Annotated in this window: 18 protein-coding genes; all 18 read right to left on the minus strand. The window is 35.7% G+C overall.

From position 1 onward, the window contains the following. Nucleotides 1-50: 50 nt before the first annotated feature. Nucleotides 51-4,361 carry a PolC-type DNA polymerase III gene (locus TX86_RS11300; RefSeq protein ID WP_042348869.1) on the minus strand — a complete coding sequence of 1,437 codons (4,311 nt, stop codon included), beginning with the start codon at nucleotides 4,359-4,361 and terminating at the stop codon, nucleotides 51-53. 117 nt (nucleotides 4,362-4,478) lie between these two features. Further along, nucleotides 4,479-6,176, minus strand: coding sequence for a proline--tRNA ligase (locus TX86_RS11305; protein ID WP_042348871.1), 1,698 nt, complete (start codon nucleotides 6,174-6,176; stop codon nucleotides 4,479-4,481). Nucleotides 6,177-6,318: 142 nt separating this feature from the next. Next, nucleotides 6,319-7,578 (minus strand): RIP metalloprotease RseP, encoded by a 1,260-nt coding sequence (rseP, locus tag TX86_RS11310; protein ID WP_042350421.1) that lies wholly within the window; start codon nucleotides 7,576-7,578, stop codon nucleotides 6,319-6,321. A gap of 22 nt (nucleotides 7,579-7,600) precedes the next feature. Continuing rightward, a complete protein-coding gene (locus tag TX86_RS11315) occupies nucleotides 7,601-8,746 on the minus strand; it encodes a 1-deoxy-D-xylulose-5-phosphate reductoisomerase (RefSeq protein WP_042348872.1) in 1,146 nt (381 codons plus the stop codon). A gap of 80 nt (nucleotides 8,747-8,826) precedes the next feature. Continuing rightward, nucleotides 8,827-9,615, minus strand: coding sequence for a phosphatidate cytidylyltransferase (locus TX86_RS11320; RefSeq protein ID WP_042348873.1), 789 nt, complete (start codon nucleotides 9,613-9,615; stop codon nucleotides 8,827-8,829). Between the two features lie 142 nt (nucleotides 9,616-9,757). Continuing rightward, entirely contained in the window at nucleotides 9,758-10,537 is a 780-nt protein-coding gene (uppS, locus tag TX86_RS11325) for an undecaprenyl pyrophosphate synthase (protein ID WP_042348874.1), read from the minus strand. Nucleotides 10,538-10,799: 262 nt separating this feature from the next. Beyond that, a complete protein-coding gene (gene frr, locus TX86_RS11330) occupies nucleotides 10,800-11,357 on the minus strand; it encodes a ribosome recycling factor (RefSeq protein ID WP_042348876.1) in 558 nt (185 codons plus the stop codon). Between the two features lies 1 nt (nucleotide 11,358). After that, nucleotides 11,359-12,081: a UMP kinase gene (gene pyrH, locus TX86_RS11335; protein ID WP_042348878.1), complete on the minus strand. Its 723-nt coding sequence runs from the start codon at nucleotides 12,079-12,081 to the stop codon at nucleotides 11,359-11,361. A 134-nt stretch (nucleotides 12,082-12,215) separates the two neighbouring features. Then, nucleotides 12,216-13,100: a translation elongation factor Ts gene (gene tsf, locus TX86_RS11340; protein WP_042348880.1), complete on the minus strand. Its 885-nt coding sequence runs from the start codon at nucleotides 13,098-13,100 to the stop codon at nucleotides 12,216-12,218. A 205-nt stretch (nucleotides 13,101-13,305) separates the two neighbouring features. Continuing rightward, nucleotides 13,306-14,019: a 30S ribosomal protein S2 gene (gene rpsB / locus TX86_RS11345; RefSeq protein ID WP_042348882.1), complete on the minus strand. Its 714-nt coding sequence runs from the start codon at nucleotides 14,017-14,019 to the stop codon at nucleotides 13,306-13,308. 148 nt (nucleotides 14,020-14,167) lie between these two features. Next, the gene (locus TX86_RS25780) at nucleotides 14,168-14,839 is read right to left on the minus strand and encodes a hypothetical protein (RefSeq protein WP_052343644.1); all 672 of its coding nucleotides are present in this window, start codon (nucleotides 14,837-14,839) and stop codon (nucleotides 14,168-14,170) included. Nucleotides 14,840-14,848: 9 nt separating this feature from the next. Then, nucleotides 14,849-15,172 (minus strand): hypothetical protein, encoded by a 324-nt coding sequence (locus TX86_RS11355; protein WP_042348883.1) that lies wholly within the window; start codon nucleotides 15,170-15,172, stop codon nucleotides 14,849-14,851. An 11-nt stretch (nucleotides 15,173-15,183) separates the two neighbouring features. After that, complete coding sequence (locus tag TX86_RS11360) at nucleotides 15,184-16,554, minus strand: flagellar assembly protein A (RefSeq protein ID WP_042348885.1); 1,371 nt, start codon at nucleotides 16,552-16,554, stop codon at nucleotides 15,184-15,186. A gap of 31 nt (nucleotides 16,555-16,585) precedes the next feature. Continuing rightward, nucleotides 16,586-17,350 (minus strand): FliA/WhiG family RNA polymerase sigma factor, encoded by a 765-nt coding sequence (locus TX86_RS11365; RefSeq protein ID WP_042348886.1) that lies wholly within the window; start codon nucleotides 17,348-17,350, stop codon nucleotides 16,586-16,588. Between the two features lie 99 nt (nucleotides 17,351-17,449). After that, nucleotides 17,450-17,779 (minus strand): hypothetical protein, encoded by a 330-nt coding sequence (locus TX86_RS11370; RefSeq protein ID WP_042348888.1) that lies wholly within the window; start codon nucleotides 17,777-17,779, stop codon nucleotides 17,450-17,452. Next, a complete protein-coding gene (locus TX86_RS11375) occupies nucleotides 17,779-18,276 on the minus strand; it encodes a chemotaxis protein CheD (protein WP_042348890.1) in 498 nt (165 codons plus the stop codon). Before TX86_RS11375 ends, TX86_RS11370 begins: the two co-directional genes overlap by 1 nt. Further along, nucleotides 18,269-18,910 carry a chemotaxis protein CheC gene (locus TX86_RS11380; protein ID WP_042348891.1) on the minus strand — a complete coding sequence of 214 codons (642 nt, stop codon included), beginning with the start codon at nucleotides 18,908-18,910 and terminating at the stop codon, nucleotides 18,269-18,271. Before TX86_RS11380 ends, TX86_RS11375 begins: the two co-directional genes overlap by 8 nt. A gap of 2 nt (nucleotides 18,911-18,912) precedes the next feature. Then, nucleotides 18,913-19,383, minus strand: coding sequence for a chemotaxis protein CheW (locus TX86_RS11385; RefSeq protein ID WP_042348893.1), 471 nt, complete (start codon nucleotides 19,381-19,383; stop codon nucleotides 18,913-18,915). Nucleotides 19,384-19,386: the final 3 nt, after the last annotated feature.

Below are 19,386 nucleotides of genomic sequence, written 5' to 3' on the forward strand. Positions count from 1 at the left end.
TATTGAAGATATTACACTTGACAAAACAACGACAAATTCAACCTTTAATCTTAAAAAAGTGATAACTGGTTTTGATCTGGAAGTGCCTCTAATGTGCCTTGCTTATCCAGATATTCAATTATCGTTTTTGATACTTTTCCTCGTTTTTGTAAATCTTCTTTAGAAAGGAACTCCCCTTCACTTCTAGCATTCACAATAGCAATCGCTACGTTTGTTCCGAGTCCTGGAACAGAATTGAATGGCGGAATAAGTGTGTTTCCTTCAATAATAAATTCAGACGCTTGTGATTTATAAAGATCTACCCTTTGGAAAGAATATCCGCGTTCACACATTTCAAGAGCAAGCTCTAAAACTGTTAACGTGTTTTTTTCCTTAGGTGATGCATCCAATCCTTTAGCATTAATTTCATCAACTTTTGCTCGGATTGCCATCGAACCTCTAGCCATAGCTTCAATATCAAAATCATCCGCACGAACGGTAAAATATGCTGCATAGTAAAGCAGAGCATGATGAACTTTAAAATATGCAATACGAACAGCCATTAAGACGTAAGCAGCCGCATGGGCTTTCGGGAACATGTACTTAATCTTTTTACATGAGTCTATATACCATTCAGGCACTTCATTCTTGCGCATTTCCTCTTCAAATTCTTCTGATAAACCTTTACCTTTACGAACCGATTCCATAATTTTAAACGCTAGTGATGGATCTAATCCTTGGTAAATTAAATAAACCATAATATCATCACGACAACCAATTACTTCACTTAAGTTACAAATATTATTATGAATCAGTTCCTGTGCATTTCCTAACCAAACATCAGTACCATGTGAAAGACCTGAAATCTGAACAAGCTCAGAGAATGTTGTCGGTTTCGTATCTTCAAGCATTTGACGAACAAATCGTGTACCAAACTCTGGAATACCGAGCGTTCCTGTTTTACACATTATTTGCTCTTCAGTTACACCTAACGATTCTGTACCGCTAAAAATTTTCATAACCTCTGGATCATCTGTTGGGATTGTCTTCGGGTCAATACCACTTAAATCTTGAAGCATACGGATAACAGTTGGATCATCGTGCCCAAGTATATCCAGTTTTAACAAGTTATCATGAATGGAGTGGAAGTCGAAATGTGTTGTTTTCCACTCAGCACTTTGGCTATCAGCAGGAAATTGTATTGGCGAAAAATCGTAAATATCCATATAATCAGGCACAACAATAATTCCACCTGGATGCTGGCCCGTTGTTCGTTTAACACCTGTACAACCCGCTACTAATCGATCAACCTCCGCTGCTCGAATGTGTAAATTATGATCAGAAGCATAACCCTTCACGTAACCATAAGCTGTTTTCTCAGCAACAGTACCAATTGTTCCCGCACGATATACATACTCATCACCAAATAGCACCTTCGTATAGTTATGCGCTTGTGGTTGATATTCACCAGAGAAGTTCAAATCGATATCAGGTACCTTATCCCCTTTAAATCCAAGGAACGTTTCGAAAGGTATATCATGTCCATCCTTTTTAAAGGCTATTCCGCAATTTGGGCAATCTTTATCAGGTAAATCGAACCCAGAACCAACAGAACCGTCATTAAAGAACTCTGAAAGCTTACATTTTGGGCATACGTAATGCGGAGGTAGCGGATTTACCTCGGTAATTTCCGTCATTGTCGCAACAAAAGATGAACCAACCGATCCACGAGAACCTACTAAATATCCATCGTTCAATGATTTTTTAACCAGTTTGTGAGAAATCAAATAAATAACGGCAAATCCATGCCCGATGATACTTTTTAATTCTTTTTCAAGCCTTGCTTCAACTATCTCAGGTAAATCATCTCCATAAATACTCCGAGCCATATCATAGCTCATACTTCGCATTTCTTCATCTGATCCAGGAATTTTAGGTGTGTACAAATCATCCTTAATTGGCTTAATGACATCAATTTCATCAGCTATTAAGTTAGAGTTATCAACAACAATTTCCTTCGCTACTTCAGCACCTAAGAAATCAAAACATTTCAGCATTTCATCCGTCGTTCTAAAATGAACATTCGGTAGTTTATGTCGATTTAAAGGATTCGCTCCACCTTGTGAGCTTACTAGTATTTTGCGATAAATCTTATCATTCGGGTTTAAGTAATGCACATTTCCTGTTGCAACGACAGGTTTACCCATCTTTTTCCCCAGTTTCACAATATTACCGATAATACTTTCCAAAGATCTTTCATCACGCACATATTCCAATTCAATTAAATGAGCATACACTTCAGGTGGCATTACTTCGAAATAATCATAGAACTCCGCGATACTCTCTACTTCATCAGGAGCTTTTTGCATCATACCTTCAAAAACTTCACCTTTATCACAAGCAGACCCTACAATAATACCTTCTCGATGCTTTTCAAGCACAGATCGTGGAATTCGTGGAACACGATAAAAATATGAAATATGAGATAAAGAAATCAACTTAAATAAGTTTTTCAAGCCCACATCATTCTTGGCAAGCAACGTGCAATGATATGGTCTTGAACGCTGGTATGCTTTACCTTCACCCATATGTTCATTGAATTCATCATGATAAAGAATACCCTTCTCCATCGCATCCTTGACCATTTTTATCAATAGATGTCCTGTTGCTTCAGCATCATAAATCGCACGGTGATGTTGGGTTAAATTAATATCGAATTTTTTCGCTAATGTATTTAATCGATGATTCTTTAATTCTGGATACAAAAATCGTCCTAATTCCAATGTATCAATAACTGGATTTGAGGCTTTATCAAAGCCAATCTTTTTATAACCAACATTCAAGAAGCCCATATCGAAGCTTGCATTATGGGCTACGAGAATATCATTATCTGCCCAATCTTTAAAACGCTTCAACACTTCTGCTACTTCAGGAGCATCCTGAACCATATCATCCGTTATTCCTGTTAAATCAATTGTTGTTGCTGAAAGTGGATGATGAGGATTTGCAAACGATTCAAATGTATCAATGATTTCCCCATCCTTTATTTTAACAGCAGCCAACTCAATAATTGTATCGTAAACAGCTGAAAGACCTGTCGTTTCAACGTCGAAAACTACATAAGTGTCATCCTCGAGCAAACGATGCGCAGAATTATATGCAATCGGTACGCCATCATTAACAAGGTTCGCTTCAATACCATAAATAATTTTAATATCATTTTTCTTCCCAGCTCCAAATGCCTCAGGAAATGATTGAGCAACAGCATGGTCTGTAATCGCCACCGCTTTATGTCCCCATTTAGCGGCTTGAGCAACAAGTGATGAAACAGAGCTTACCGCATCCATTTGACTCATCGGTGTATGCAAATGAAGTTCAACACGTTTTTCTTCTGCTTTATCAATTCTTGCAGGTGCTTTCATTTCATTTATGTCATTTGCAATCATTACTAAGTCTCGAACAAACGTATCATTTTGAATGCTACCTTGTGCACGGACCCACATACCTTTTTTTACTGCTCCTAGAATTGCTGCATCCTCTTTATCACGAGAGAACATCTTAACCATAATAGAACTAGTATAATCAGTCATCTTAAAGGTTAATAGTGTACGTCCACTACGTAGTTCTTTCGTTTCAGCAAAGAAAATATAACCTTCAACTGCAATCCTACGTTCTTCATCCACGATTTCTTCCATGCGTTTGAAATCAGCATCATCTTTAATCGTATAACCAATTTTAATTGGACCTTCTGGAACATCTGGTGAAGATGTACTTTCAGCTGCTTGTTTCTGCATTTCAACCACCGCAGCCATCGCTTTTTCTGCATCTTCTTTTTGTTTTTGCTCTAGGAACTTCGAATATTCTTCATTAGAAGCCGAAATTTCTGTATCTAAAGTTAACGTAGGAAACCCATACGTTTCATAAACCTCTGAAATCTTTTGCGAATACTTATTTTTCAATTGACCCGCTTCAGCTTCATTTCGTGCATTTACAATCAGTTTATGTCCCACAACCTTAGGTGTTTGCTCATTTAATAATGATAATAATGCCGGAGATGTTCCATCTAATTCCGCTAAACAACTTGTCCAATAATCTTTAATCAACTCTTCAGTAACCTGCTGATTACGCACTGACATATTGTACGTAACATCAGCAATATGTGAAAATGTCTTTACAAGTTGTGCCGAAAATCTCGTTTGAACATTACATGGAATAATTTGATCCAATAAAAAATGAAAGTGCCATCTTTTAGTAGAACGTTCTATAAATAATTTTGTTATTTCCGCATTTGAAAAATAAGATACAATCGCATCTTCTGTTAATTGTAGTTGTTGGAGTAAGAGCTGAAATTTCTCTCTTCCTTGCTGTGGATTTTGATCCAACTACGCTCCCCCCTTAAATAAATAATCAGACGTTATTATAACATATAATACCCTATCATTTTCGAAAATAGTGCAAACAAAAAGGCACTCAAAAAGCGCCTTTTTGTTTGCATATAATTAACCTAAAATTTCATTAATAGTTTCTACCAATTGATCTACATGAACTTCTGCTGAATCACCTGTTTTACGATTTTTCACTTCTACAATACCTTCAGAAGCTTTCTTACCAACTGTTACACGTACAGGTAGACCCATTAAATCAGAATCGTTGAACTTAACGCCAGCACGCTCATTACGGTCGTCAATCAACACATCAAAGCCTTTAGCTTTTAATGATGCATATAATTCATTTCCTAATGTTGCTTGCTCTTCATTTTTCATGTTTACAGGAATTAAGTGAACATGGAATGGTGCTAATTGTTTTGGCCATACTAAACCTTTTTCATCATTATATTGTTCAGCAGATGCAGCTAATGTTCTAGACACACCGATACCGTAGCAGCCCATAATCATTGGCTTGCTCTTACCGTTTTCATCTAAGAAGTTAGCACCCATTGACTCACTATAACGAGTTCCTAATTTAAATACATGACCAACTTCAATACCCATTGCAAATTTAATTGTACCATTGCCACAAGGAGAAGCATCACCTTCTTGAATGAAACGAATATCAGCATATTGCGAAACTTCAAAGTCACGATCAGGATTTACATTCACAAAATGATAATCTTTTTCATTTGCACCACAAACACCATTTACAATGCTTGCAACTGCATGATCAGCGATTACTTCAACATTCTTCACATTAATTGGTCCAAGTGAACCAACTTCACAGCCTAATACTTCAGCTGTTTCTTCCGGAGTAGCTAATTCTACGATTGTTGCTTCAAGTAAATTTTTCACTTTTATATCATTTACTTCGTGGTCGCCACGAACTAGTACTAATACGAATTTATCATCCACTTTAAATAGTAATGATTTAATGCAAGCAGTAGCGTCTACATTTAAGAATGAAGAAATATCCTCAATGCTCTTTTGATCAGGAGTTGATACTTTTTCAAGTTCTTTTTGTGCTTCTGAACTTTTTTCGTAAGTTGCAACTACTGGAGCCATTTCAATATTAGCAGCATAATCAGAAGAATCACTATATGCGATTGTATCTTCTCCAATTTCTGAAAGCACCATGAATTCATGCGTATCTTTACCACCCATTGCACCTGAGTCAGCAATAACCGCTCTGAAGTTTAAGCCACAACGACTAAATACATTGCTGTAAGCTTGGAATAAATCTTCATAAACTTCATCCAAGCTTTCTTGGTTCGCATGGAAAGAATACGCATCTTTCATAATGAATTCACGACCACGAAGTAATCCGAAGCGTGGACGCTTTTCATCACGGAATTTTGTTTGGATTTGATAAAGAGTTAATGGTAATTTTTTATAAGACGCTAATTCATCTCTTACAAGACTAGTTACCACTTCTTCATGAGTTGGTCCTAATGCGAATTCACGATTATGACGATCTCTCATACGCATTAATTCTGGACCATAAGAGAACCAACGCTCTGATTCCTGCCATAATTCAGCTTGCTGTAAAGTTGGCATTAGAATTTCATTTGCACCAGTGTTGTCCATTTCTTCTCTAACGATTTCTTCAATTTTCTTTAATACTTTTTTTCCTAAAGGTAAGTAGCTATATACACCACTAGAAGTCTGACGCATATATCCTGCTCTTAATAACAAGCGGTGACTTGTTACTTCCGCATCAGCTGGAACTTCCCTTAACGTAGGAATAAACATTTTTGATTGTTTCATTTTTGCACCTCTTCAACTAGCTTCTAATCTGAAATTATTAGTAAAATTTATAATATCCCATTATATACGTAAAAAAAGTAGAAGCAAAGCTTAATTATCCCTTCGCCCCCACTTTTTTCATTTTACCACACTACATTATTATTTAAAGAAAAAATCTTTGAATATCGTTCCAAGTAACAACGAGCATAAGTAACATTAATAAAGCAAAACCGATAAAATGAACCATTCCTTCTTTTTGCTTATCAAGAGGTTTACCCCTCACTGCTTCAACTGCGAAGAAAGCAAGTCGTCCACCATCTAAAGCAGGAATCGGAAGCAAGTTCATAATTCCAAGGTTAATACTCAATACCCCTGCCCATTTCAATAAGTAAATCAAACCTGATTTAGCTACCTCTTCAGTTGATACGTATATACCTACAGGTCCTGATAACATATCAATATCAAATTGGCCTGTAATTAAATCACCTAGCAGTGTAAATATTTGCTTTGTCCAAAAATACGTTTCAGTAAATCCATACGCAAGAACACCAGTTATAGACTTCTCAGTCGGAGGATACACACCAATTACCCCAAGCATTTTGCCATCACGTTCAACTTCTTTTGGTGTTACAGGGATTTCAAGTGTCTTACCTTCACGTTCAACGACAAATTCAATCTCTTTACCCGGATGCTTTTGAATTTCTTGCTGAACATCTTGCCAAGAAGAAACTTCTGAGCCATTAATAGCTTGAACTTCATCATTCGCTTTCAGACCAGCACTTATTGCTGCACCGTCTTCTGTAAGCTTACCTAACTTCGCTTCATCTGTTACAACACCTTGGATTGCTGCCATAACCATAAATATCACAATGGCTAAGACAAAATTCATCATCGGTCCTGCAAAGATAGCCATTGTTCTTTGACCTAATGTTTTAGAAGAGAATTGACGATCATACGGTGCAATTTGCATTTCAACACCATCTTGTACAACTACAGCTTTTGGATGGACTTCAAACGTTTGCAACGTTTGATCTTCTTCATCTTCAAAACCTTTCACATACAATTTATGCTCTAAATCAACTTCTTCAACCTCAATGACTTTAATATCACGATACTTATCCTTATTATTAAGAATAATTTTATTAACTTTTCCATCGCGATCAAACTTCAATCCAACACGATATCCAGGTTTAATTTCAACTGCTTCAACATCTTCGCCTGCCATTCGAACAAATCCACCGATTGGTAACAGACGAATTGTATATACTGTTTCATTCTTTGTAAACGAAAACACTTTCGGTCCAAAGCCTATTGCGAACTCGCGACATAAAATCCCAGCTCGCTTAGCGAAAATTAAATGACCTAATTCATGGACGAAAACGAGTGTTCCGAAAATAATAATAAATGAAACAACGGTTTGTATGGTTTGCACGTATTCACCACCTCTATTTTACAAACGTTTTAGTTAACGCTCTTGTTTCTTGATCCACCTGTTGAATTGTTTCCAAATCAGGGTGTTTTAAAACATGATGTTGATCCATAGCTGTATAAATTAAATTTTCGATTTCTAAGAATGAAATCTGCTTCTTCAAAAACAAGTCTACCGCTACTTCATTAGCTGCGTTCAATACTGTTGGTAATGTACCTCCAACTTTACCAGCATCATAGGCATACTGTAAACACGGGAATCTTGTAAAACTCATCTCTTGGAAATGTAATGTAGCGATTTTCGCTAAATTCAGTCTATCCTTTGAAGCATTCTTCAGACGGTCAGGATACATTAAAGCATATGAGATAGGAACTCTCATATCCGGTGTTCCAAGTTGCCCCATAATACTACCATCATGAAACTCAATCATCGAATGAATAATACTTTCTTTATGCATGAGCACAGAGATTTTATCATACGGCATATCAAACAACCAATGAGCTTCAATTACTTCAAGACCCTTATTCATCATAGTAGCTGAGTCTATTGTTATTTTAGCACCCATTGACCAATTTGGATGGTTTAATGCTTGATCAACTGTTACATCTTTCAACTGTTCCCTCGTATAATCTCGGAAACTCCCACCAGAAGCTGTAATAATTAATCGCTCAATATTTTTCTCCTGTTCACCTTGTAAAGCTTGAAAAATCGCTGAATGCTCACTATCAACTGGTAGTATACGAACACCATGTTGTTTAGCAGCTTCCATTACAACATGACCAGCTGTAACTAGCGTTTCCTTATTAGCCAGTGCAATATCTTTCTTTTCAGCGATTGCCTTTAATGTTGGATATAACCCAACACTTCCAATTACAGCATTTACAACTACGTCGCTGCTAGGATATACTGCAACTTCAACTAAACCGTCATCTCCATAAGAAAAAGAAGTATTACTAAATTCAGATTTCAAAGCTTCATAATCTGATTTTTCTTTAACCGAAACCAATTTAGGAGAAAACTCTTTTATTATTTGTTTTGTTAATTCTATGTTAGTACCTGAAGAAAAGGCTACAAGTTCAAATAAATCACGATTCTCACGGATAATCTCTAATGTTTGTCTCCCGATTGAACCTGTAGCACCTAAAAGACTAATTTTCTTCACTGATTGTTTTCCCCCTATCAATCTTCATAAAAAACTTCATATTATTACTATATTTCTTTTTGCTTCGAACTAGCACAAAACTATATTAATTGAAACAAATGAAGAATTGGAAATACAAAAATCCAACTATCTGTTCGATCTAATATACCACCATGTCCAGGTAATAAATTCCCTGAATCTTTCACACCATAATGGCGTTTAAACGCAGACTGAACTAAATCACCTAACTGTCCAAAAACAGCAATAACAACAGCCATAATTAATAACTTTAACAACGTTGCATCAATTTCTGTGGCAAAGGAGAATATTAAAGCAACAATTAACGCCGCTCCAATTCCACCAATTGCTCCCTCAATAGTCTTATTAGGACTAATTTCTGGCCATAGTTTGTTCTTTCCAATCGCTCGTCCTACAAAATACGCTCCTGAATCTGTTGCCCATAATGTAAACAACACAAAGAAAATATAAAGTAATCCTTCGTCTCTTGTCGCGTTTATATAAAAGAAGCCCATTCCAACATATAGAACAGAAACAATAACAAAACCAGCCTGATCAAAAGTAAAACGATTTTTTGAAACTACTGTACAAATTAGTAGAAAAATTGTCCCTATTAAAACTGCATGTGCCTTAGAAATACTCCATTCACCAATGTTAAGCATATCACCAGCAGGTAAAAAAATAACCCATAGCATAATAAAACCTATAATACTTGAAATCGATAATGCAGGTAGTTTATGCATCTTTAACAATTCATGTAACCCGATTGTTGCCATTAAAAATAATAAAATTGTAAGAGGCATTCCTCCATACATCACAATCGGTAAGAAAACAGCTGCAGCAATCACAGCTGTAATTATACGTTGCTTCATAATTTTCTGAGTCCTCACCTTCTATATCTGCCTATCATCACAAATATTTATCCGAATAGACAGTATTCCCCTACAGTTCACAACTTAAGCGTAGGGGAAGCTGTATTACATTATTCCTATATATGAAAATCAAAGTACAACCTTATAATCCACCATATCTTCTTGAACGTGCTTGATATACTTTAATAGCTTCCATAAAATCTTTTTCAGTGAAATCAGGCCACAACACATCTGTAAACCAAAATTCAGTATATGCAAGTTGCCATAGCATGAAATTACTTAACCTAATCTCTCCACTTGTTCGAATCAATAAATCTGGATCCCGAATCCCATCCGTCATTAAATAGGAAGAGAATAGTTCTTCCGTTATATCATCTGTAGCAACCTTACCTTTTTTCACATCTTCCATCAACTGTTTAACGCCAAGAAGCATTTCAGCACGACTTCCGTAATTAAATGCTAAGTTTAACAATAATCCATCATTATGCGCTGTATCCTTCATTGCTTTCTCTACAGCAGCTCTTGTATGGTTCGGTAAACCATCTATTTCCCCCATTATATTTACTCGAACATTTTCCTCAATTAACTCTGGTAAAAATGTATCAAGAAATTCAACGGGCAGTTTCATTAAATAATTTACTTCTTTCTCTGGGCGCTTCCAATTCTCAGTGGAAAAAGCATATAATGTTAAGGCTTTAACACCTACTTCATTTGCAAACTTTGTAATTCGGCGAATAACTTTCATTCCTTCACTATGCCCTGCGGCACGAGGTAGCATTCTCGATTTCGCCCAGCGTCCATTACCATCCATAATAATAGCAACGTGTTCAGGAATGTCCAAATTCTTCAGCTCGGCCTTGCTATTATCATCTATATTAGCAGAAGCATCTTTGTTAAACCAACGCTTCCAAATTGCCTTCATATCTATGTCCTCCAATAGGTTCTTCCTTTGTTAAAGTATAGTGAATTCACTTAATAATATCAGAAAATCATAAAATATCCTATCGGTATCGTAAAATACATATGTATTGTTTATGAAATAAAACCATTAATTCACTTACAAATAGGTTATATACCTATCATATTTTATTATTAAATACACTTTTAATCAAATCCTTGAAGCTTTTTACTAAGTTCTTAAAGCTTAAAAAAGCCCCTTTGAAAAGGGGCTTTTAAAAAAACAATTATACTGACATAATCTCTTTTTCTTTGTCTTTTGCAACATCATCAATTTTTTGAATATGTGCATCAGTCACTTTTTGAATATCTTCAGAATAACCACGTAGCTCATCTTCAGTTATTTCACTATTTTTTTCAAGTTTTTTCAGATCATCATTACCATCACGACGGATATTACGAACTGCTACTTTCGATTCTTCAGCTTCTTTTTTCACAAGCTTCACTAATTCTTTACGGCGCTCTTCCGTTAATGCTGGAATAGCAATACGAATGATAGAGCCATCGTTTGTAGGATTTAATCCAAGATCAGACTTTAAAATTGCTTTTTCGATTTCACCTAATACTGTCTTATCATAAGGTTGAATAACTAGTAGGCGAGCTTCCGGTACAGAGATACCAGCTAATTGGTTAATTGGAGTAGGTGCACCGTAGTAATCTACTGATACTTTATCAAGGATTGCAGCATTTGCACGACCTGCACGGATAGTTGCAAGTTCTCTTGATAAAGCTTGAACAGCTTTATCCATTCTTTCTTTTGTAGAAGCAATTACTTGTTTAGCCATATTATTTCCCCCTCACTGTAGTTCCAATTGTTTCACCCATAACAGCACGTTTAATATTACCTTGCTCTGTTATAGAGAATACGATTAATGGGATATCATTATCCATGCATAAAGAAGACGCTGTTGAATCCATTACTTCTAAGCCCTCTTTTAATACATCTAAATATGATAAATTATCATATTTCACTGCACTTTCATCTTTACGAGGATCTGCATTGTATACGCCATCAACATTATTTTTCGCCATTAGAATAACATCGGCTTCAATTTCTGCTGCTCTTAACGCTGCAGTTGTATCTGTAGAGAAATATGGGTTTCCTGTTCCAGCGGCAAAAATGACTACACGTTTCTTTTCTAGGTGTCGGACTGCTTTTCTTCTAATGTAAGGTTCAGCAACTTGTCTCATTTCGATTGATGTTTGTACACGCGTTTCAATTCCTAAATTTTCAAGACTATCTTGTAATGCTAACGAGTTCATAACTGTCGCTAACATTCCCATATAATCTGCCGTCGTACGGTCCATCCCCATTTCGCTTCCGATCTTCCCTCTCCAAATGTTTCCGCCACCAACAACAACAGCAACTTCAACATCTAGTTCGGCAATTTCTTTCACTTGTTCAGCGATAGACTTAATGATAGCTGGATTAATTCCAAATCCATCTTGCCCCGCTAATGCTTCTCCGCTTAATTTCAATACAACACGATTATATTTAGCGTTACTCATGAGAACCTCCAACTTTCTATTACCTTCACTTTATCGAAAAGGTGGTTAATATCAAACTTCACTAACATTGATTCAAAAAATAGGGAACACTAAGTGTCCCCTATTGACTTGCTAACAAAAGCCTAGCGTATTAATTAGTCTTTTTTAACTTGGCTCATTACTTCTTCAGCGAAGTTATCTTGACGTTTCTCGATACCTTCACCAACTTCGAAGCGTACGAAGCTTGTTAATTTACCACCAGTAGCAGCGACAAATTGACCAACTTTTTGATCTGGGTTTTTAACAAATGTTTGGTCAAGAACACAGATATCTTCGAAGTATTTGCCAAGACGACCTTCAACCATTTTAGCAACGATTTTTTCAGGTTTTCCTTCGTTAAGAGCTTGTTGAGTTAATACTTCACGCTCTCTTTCGATTTCTTCAGGAGTTACTTCATCACGAGAGATGTAAAGTGGTTTGATAGCAGCAATGTGCATAGCAACATCTTTAGCAGCTGCTTCATCAGTTGAGCCTTCAAGAACTGTTAATACACCGATACGTCCACCCATGTGAAGGTAAGCACCGAATGCATCAGCATCAGTTTTTGAAACTACTTCGAAACGACGAAGAGTTAATTTTTCACCGATTTTAGCAATAGCAGCATTGATGTGCTCAGCAACTTGAGTACCATTTTCCATAGTTTGCTCTAATGCAGCTTCAACAGATGCTGGCTTGTTAGCTAGAAGGTGAGCAGCTAATTCTTTAACTAATACTTGGAAACCTTCGTTTTTCGCAACGAAATCCGTTTCAGAGTTAACTTCAAGAATAACAGCTTGGTTACCTTCAACAACGATTGAAGTTAAACCTTCAGCAGCGATACGATCGCCTTTTTTAGCAGCTTTAGCAATACCTTTTTCACGTAAGAAATCGATTGCTTTCTCCATATCACCATTTGTTTCAGTTAGTGCTTTTTTACAATCCATCATTCCAGCACCAGTTTTTTCACGAAGTTCTTTTACCATTTGTGCAGTAATAGCCATTGTGGATGTCCTCCTTGTATTTATATGTACTTTATATTAACCATAGCTGGTTTCGTACAATATTAAGTTTGAAATACAAATGTACTTCTTTGTTCATTTTACCTACTTACGTAGAGACTCATACATAAAGCTTAAATCGGTTCATTCTGAAAAAAAAGGTGATAAAAGGCCTTATCCTCTTATCACCTTTTTAGAAAGCTATAAATTATTCAGCAGCCGGAGCTTCTGAAAGATCTTCGCCTTGTTTAGTTTCAAGAATTGCATCAGCAATCTTAGCAGTTAGAAGTTTAACAGCGCGAATAGCGTCATCGTTTGCAGGGATTACATAATCAATTTCATCTGGATCACAGTTTGTATCAACGATACCAACTAGAGGGATGTTTAATTTGTGAGCTTCTGCAACAGCAATACGCTCTTTACGAGGGTCGATAACGAAGATCGCATCTGGAAGACCCTTCATGTCTTTGATTCCGCCTAAGAACTTTTCTAAACGCTCTTGCTCTTTTTTAAGATTGATAACTTCTTTTTTAGGAAGAACTTCGAAAGTTCCGTTCTCTTCCATTTTTTCGATATCTTTAAGACGCGTAATACGTTTTTGAATTGTTTCAAAGTTTGTTAAAGTACCACCTAACCAGCGTTGGTTAACATAGTATTGACCAGCACGGATAGCTTCTTCTTTAACTGAATCTTGAGCTTGTTTTTTAGTACCAACGAAAAGAACAGTACCACCGTTAGCTGCAACTTCTTTAACGAAGTTGTAAGCTTCTTCGATTTTTCTTACTGTTTTTTGTAGGTCGATAATGTAGATACCGTTACGCTCCATGAAGATATATTTCTTCATTTTTGGGTTCCAACGGCGAGTTTGGTGTCCAAAGTGTACACCAGCTTCAAGCAATTGTTTCATTGAAATTACTGACATGTTTGTTTCCTCCTAGGTTTTATATTCCTCCGTCCAACTCATCTTTGATTAAAAACTGTCGTAACAGCACCTATTAATCAAATCATTAGACGTGTGTATTAACACCATGAATTAATATAGCATAGGCAAATATATTTATCAAGCTATTTTATAATTTAGATTTTGCATGGAACTTCAGCAACAGCTCAATTTCTGTTTTTCCTTTATTGAGTTTCTTAGCTATCTCTTCAATTCCACAACCTTCACTATTCATCTCTAATATCAATTCTTCTGTTGTTTTTTTCTCTTTATTCGGTTTATGTTTATCAACTTGAGCCAATAATGCCTGTTGAAACGTAGAGCCTGGATTCTGCTGTTCACTTATTTCGTGAGCTATGTCTACCTCTGCAATCGATAGTTTATCCTTAACTGCTTCATACGGAGGTTTATACACCACATCTTTAGCTTTCAGTTGTTTATTTGTCTTATACGCATTAGCGACTGCATGCTTAGAAGGCTTGACCAAAATATTCGTTTGAATCTCTGGTAAAACCTTTTCATTAGTTTCTTTTATATGTATTGTGTCGATTTCCTTAGAGACTACAGGTTCTTTAGTTATTGGTTTACCGTTTTTCAAAGATTCTAAAGCATCTGCAATCTCTTTATTCTCTTCTTTCATTTCAACCATATAAGCCTGAAAAATATCATCGATATCACGTCGGAGCTTTTCCATCTTTCTCTCTGTATCTTTATATTGATTCTGTCTTAAATATAAAATGATAATGGCAAAAATACTTATGCAATGTACTATAATACTTAAAGTTGTTATTAATGTTAACATTATGCCCCTCTATCCAGAAAAATCTATGGAATTCCCTTTATAAGGATGTGTTTGTTTTATAACTTTCTCCGCTTTTTCAGCGCTCTCTTTTTTATTATCATGTTGTGAATGACTTTGCTCATATTGTTGGGATGAATGATCTTGCTTTAAATGAACTTCTTCTTTTTGTTTATATTTAGTAATAGTATGTTCTTTCTTCTCTGTTTCCTTTTGCATCTCTCTGGCGGCTAAATCATGAGTGAGTTGACTTCTTTGTTGCAATTGTTCTTGGATTTTACCAACATCCTGCGTTCGCGGAAGAGCAATTTGCATTTCAATGGCCTTTAAACTCATAAACTCCCTCCTTAAAGCGGGCTAGAAACAATTTCTCCATACTCCAAATATATTTTCACTGCTTGTATTTTACTTTGAACAGGTTTAGAATACTTTCCAAAATGAATTTGAGCATTTGGATAAATGATACCTTTAGCTTTTAAGAAAACCCTTTCATCCATATGCCCTTCACCTTTCAAACGCAAAAGCTCTTGCTCTAATTCTTCAAAATATTGTTTTTGAGTAGCTACCGTTACTTGTTGTTTTTTCAACAACAGTTTATCTTGTTCTGTGATATAGCCTTGAGTCCGCTCTCGCTTCTTAATTCGTTCAAAAAGATAACCTAATTTTTTTAATGCTTCTCGTGTTTGTTTTAGTTCTTTATAAACCTCTGCTTCTCTTTCTAGATTTTTTGGTGAGCTTCCCACATACAATATAGTCTGCATATAATGTTGATTACCAAAATCGTTTGCTTCGATACTTTCTAACGCAGAAGTTTCTCCACCAATAATATGTCCTTTACGGGAAACTACTTTTCCTCCACTACTAATCGTACTATGAAGAATATATGATTCAACTGAAATATCACGTCCAGCTTTACATGTTGCCTGATTTAAATAGTTAGCTAATATATCTACACCAGCTTCTATCGATCCTTTGTACGCTCCTGCTACACCACCAGAAATTGAAACTGAACCACCAGCTATTAACGTAGCTCCCTCAACTAGCCCTGTAACTTTAATATCACCGCCCGCTTTTATTATATAACCCGTTGGCACATTCCCTCGAATAACTACATTTCCAATAAAATCAATATTACCTGTTTTTAAATCCAAATCTCCGTTGACTTCAAATACTGGTAATACATTAACTGTATTAGGGGTGATAGATATTTGACCATCGATTGTAGCAAACACACTATCCAAATGATATAGAACATTCTTTCCTGCTCTTAACTTTAGAGGTCTACCATTTTTGGCCTGTATAGTATTACCATATACATCTCTACCTGGAATCCCCATAGTTGATTCAACAATTTGAGCTAAAAGTTGACCATTCTTAACCGATTTAATCTTCATGACATTTCGTAAATTAAAAACTTTCCCATCATCTTCATCTGTTTTTTGATTTTCTTCTACTTCGGTTTTGTTGATAAGGTAACCATCCCTACCTTTTTCAGGCTTTATACCTTCCGCTACTATAATAGGATAATCAACTTCATACTTATCTTTACATATTTTTTCTAATACATCTTGTTTAATCCCAAATACAACTTTTCTCTCTTTAAGCATCTCTTTAAGTTGATCAACTGTGATTTCAGCATCTTCAACGATGTCGTTTTTCAAAGAAATCTCAGCCGTTAAACGATCCTTCGACACATGAATATCGAAAAGGCTGTTCATGACAATTCGCTCTCCTTCCTCTCAATAACTCCTACACTATTTTTGAAAGAATATTTCTCAGTTTAAAAATTGATTTCGAGTGAATTTGCGAGATTCTAGATGTTGATAAATCCATTACCTCTCCAATTTCCGTTAAAGTTAATTCTTCTTTATAAAATAATTGAAGTACAAGCTGCTCATTTCTATTAAGAGTTAAGATTACTTTTTCTAATTCTTCATATAATTCTCTACGTAATACATTTTCTTCAGGAAGAACAGCTTTTTCATCTTTTAAAAAGAAACCTTTCCCTTCTTTATCCTCTTGATCTAATGGATTTTCATCAACTGAGATAACATTTGCAAAAAAATTCTCATTAAGAATCGAAACGACTTCATCAGGAGTAATATTTAATTCATTCGCGATTTCTTCAGGTGTCACTGTCCTCATGTTTGATTGCTCCAATTTTCCTATGACACTTTCAATCTTTTTGGTTTTTTCTCTTGAACTACGAGGTAACCAATCTTCCTTCCGTAAACCGTCTAAGATTGTTCCCCTAATTCTAAATGATGCATATGTATCGAATTTTAAATCTCTATCTGGATCAAATCTTTCTAATGCGTTAAATAATCCCATCATTCCTAAACTTCTTAAGTCATCTCTACATACATTTTTCGGTAAACCAACTGAAATGCGTTGTACATGATAGGAAACGAGAGGCATGTATTTTTTAGCCAAAAAATCTCCTGCTTGCGAATCTTTGGTTTGAATCCACTTATACCATTGATGTATTTCTTCTTCATTAGCTACTAGAGACATTATTCCCCTCCTAACCACTCATGATAAAGTGTTTTTTTGTACTTTTCGAAAAATACTATTTAAAAAATAGCAAGCAAAGCTTTGCACTCCGCTGACGAATTAATCTTCCCGTATCAACTCTTTCACATAATTAGAAACAGATGCAATATGCTCTTCATTAAGAAGATCTTCTTCATTAGACTTTTGTTCGGATATGATAGATTTATTCGGATTAGATTCAACCATTTCGTTAATATCATTGTTAATATTTTCTTGTAAAGCAATCCCTAACAACCATCTCACTAAATAGGCAAACAAATAGAAAATAATAAACGTTATTCCGGCATGCAATAATGTTACTAAAGGAAAGCGTAAGCTAAATGAAAATAGGGCAAAAAGCAAACAACCAACTAGTCCAAATACCAAATTAATTTTAAATGACCCTATCATTACAATTCTTTGACTCCTTTATTAACAGTTCTTATTGTTAATAATCTTGTTTTCGGATTAAATTCAATAGTTCTACCGTTGTTCCCTCCACAATCTTCAGCAATTAATTCAATTTTCAATTGATTCAACACTTTTTTAACAGCTTCAACATTTCGTGGCCCAATTCTCATCAAATCATTACCACTAGAAAACTGAAACATTTGAGCTCCTCCTGCAATTTTGGCCTTCAACATTGAAGTTTTTGCTCCTTCATTTTGTAATCTTTTTACTAATTCCTTTACACCTGTATCCGCATATTTAGCAACGTTCAATTGACCCTCTTTTGCCAGTGAGGAATCAGGCAACATTACATGAACCATGCCAGCCAATTCCTTCCATTGATCATAAAGCACTACCCCTACACAAGAACCAAGACCAGCAGTGCGAATTATACAAGGAGGGTATACAATGTTCATATCTGCTATTCCTACTTTAATAATTTTTAAGTTCTCAATCATTAACAGGAACTCCTAATGCAGAAAAAATCGTTTCAAAAGAATCAGGATCAGGTAGTAAAAAGACATGGCCATTGACGCTATTAATATTGGAAGCAGTTTCCTCAATTAGCGCCGTATCAATAACTATTGCGTAATCACTTACTTTTGATAATTCAATTAATCCATAGCTTATAACAGCTCCTGCCATTTCAATAGAAAGTGCTGGTACAGATGGCAGAAGCTTTAAATTTGTAAAATTAGACAACGATGTAAGGTAAGAACTCGACAAGATATTTCCAATTTCTTCTAATGCGGATAAAGCAATATCTGGATAAGGCGGTTTAATAAATTGGAAGGCGGAATCACCCGTTATATTACGAATAAAAAGATTTGCCTGCTCCATGGATAAAATAAAGAACATGCTACCGGGTGCATTTCCTTTAATGCGAGAAAAAACACATGCTACAACATTATCAGGTCCCCCCGCTAACTCCATCATTTCATCAAAAGTAACTACCCTTACGCTTGGAACTTTCATTTCAATCTTTCTTCCTAACAAAGTGGACAGCGCTGTCGCTGAGTGACCCGCTCCTATATTGCCAATTTCTTTCAATATATCAAGATGCACAGATGATATATTCTCTATCGAAAACATAGTTAATTATCATCTCCATGTCGATCGACTACTTTATCTGGAATTAATATTTTTTCTAAATCAATCAAAATTAATAATCGTTTTTCTAGCTTTGCAACTCCTGTTATAAAGTCCGCTTCATCCGTTCCAACAACTCCTGGTTGTGGTTCGATATTCTCACTTGGAATATCAATTACGTCATTAGCTGCATCTACGACTAAACCAACCTCTAAATCATCTAACGAAACAATAATGATCCTTGTGCCATCAGAATATTCTTCGTCAAGATTGAATCTAGCTCGTAAATCGATAATTGGAGTTACCACCCCACGAAGGTTAATAACTCCTTTCACATAGTGTACTGCATTGGGAACTCTTGTAATATGCAATACTTTTTCAATGGCACGCACTTGACTTACCGGTATCGCATACTCTTTTTCCTTTAGTTGAAACACAATAACTTTCATATCGGACAAACCAATCGCTTGAGACATCGC

Origin of the sequence: Bacillus massiliigorillae, assembly GCF_000380245.2 — a bacterium.
Classification (GTDB): Bacteria; Bacillota; Bacilli; order Bacillales; family DSM-1321; genus Bacillus_AD; species Bacillus_AD massiliigorillae.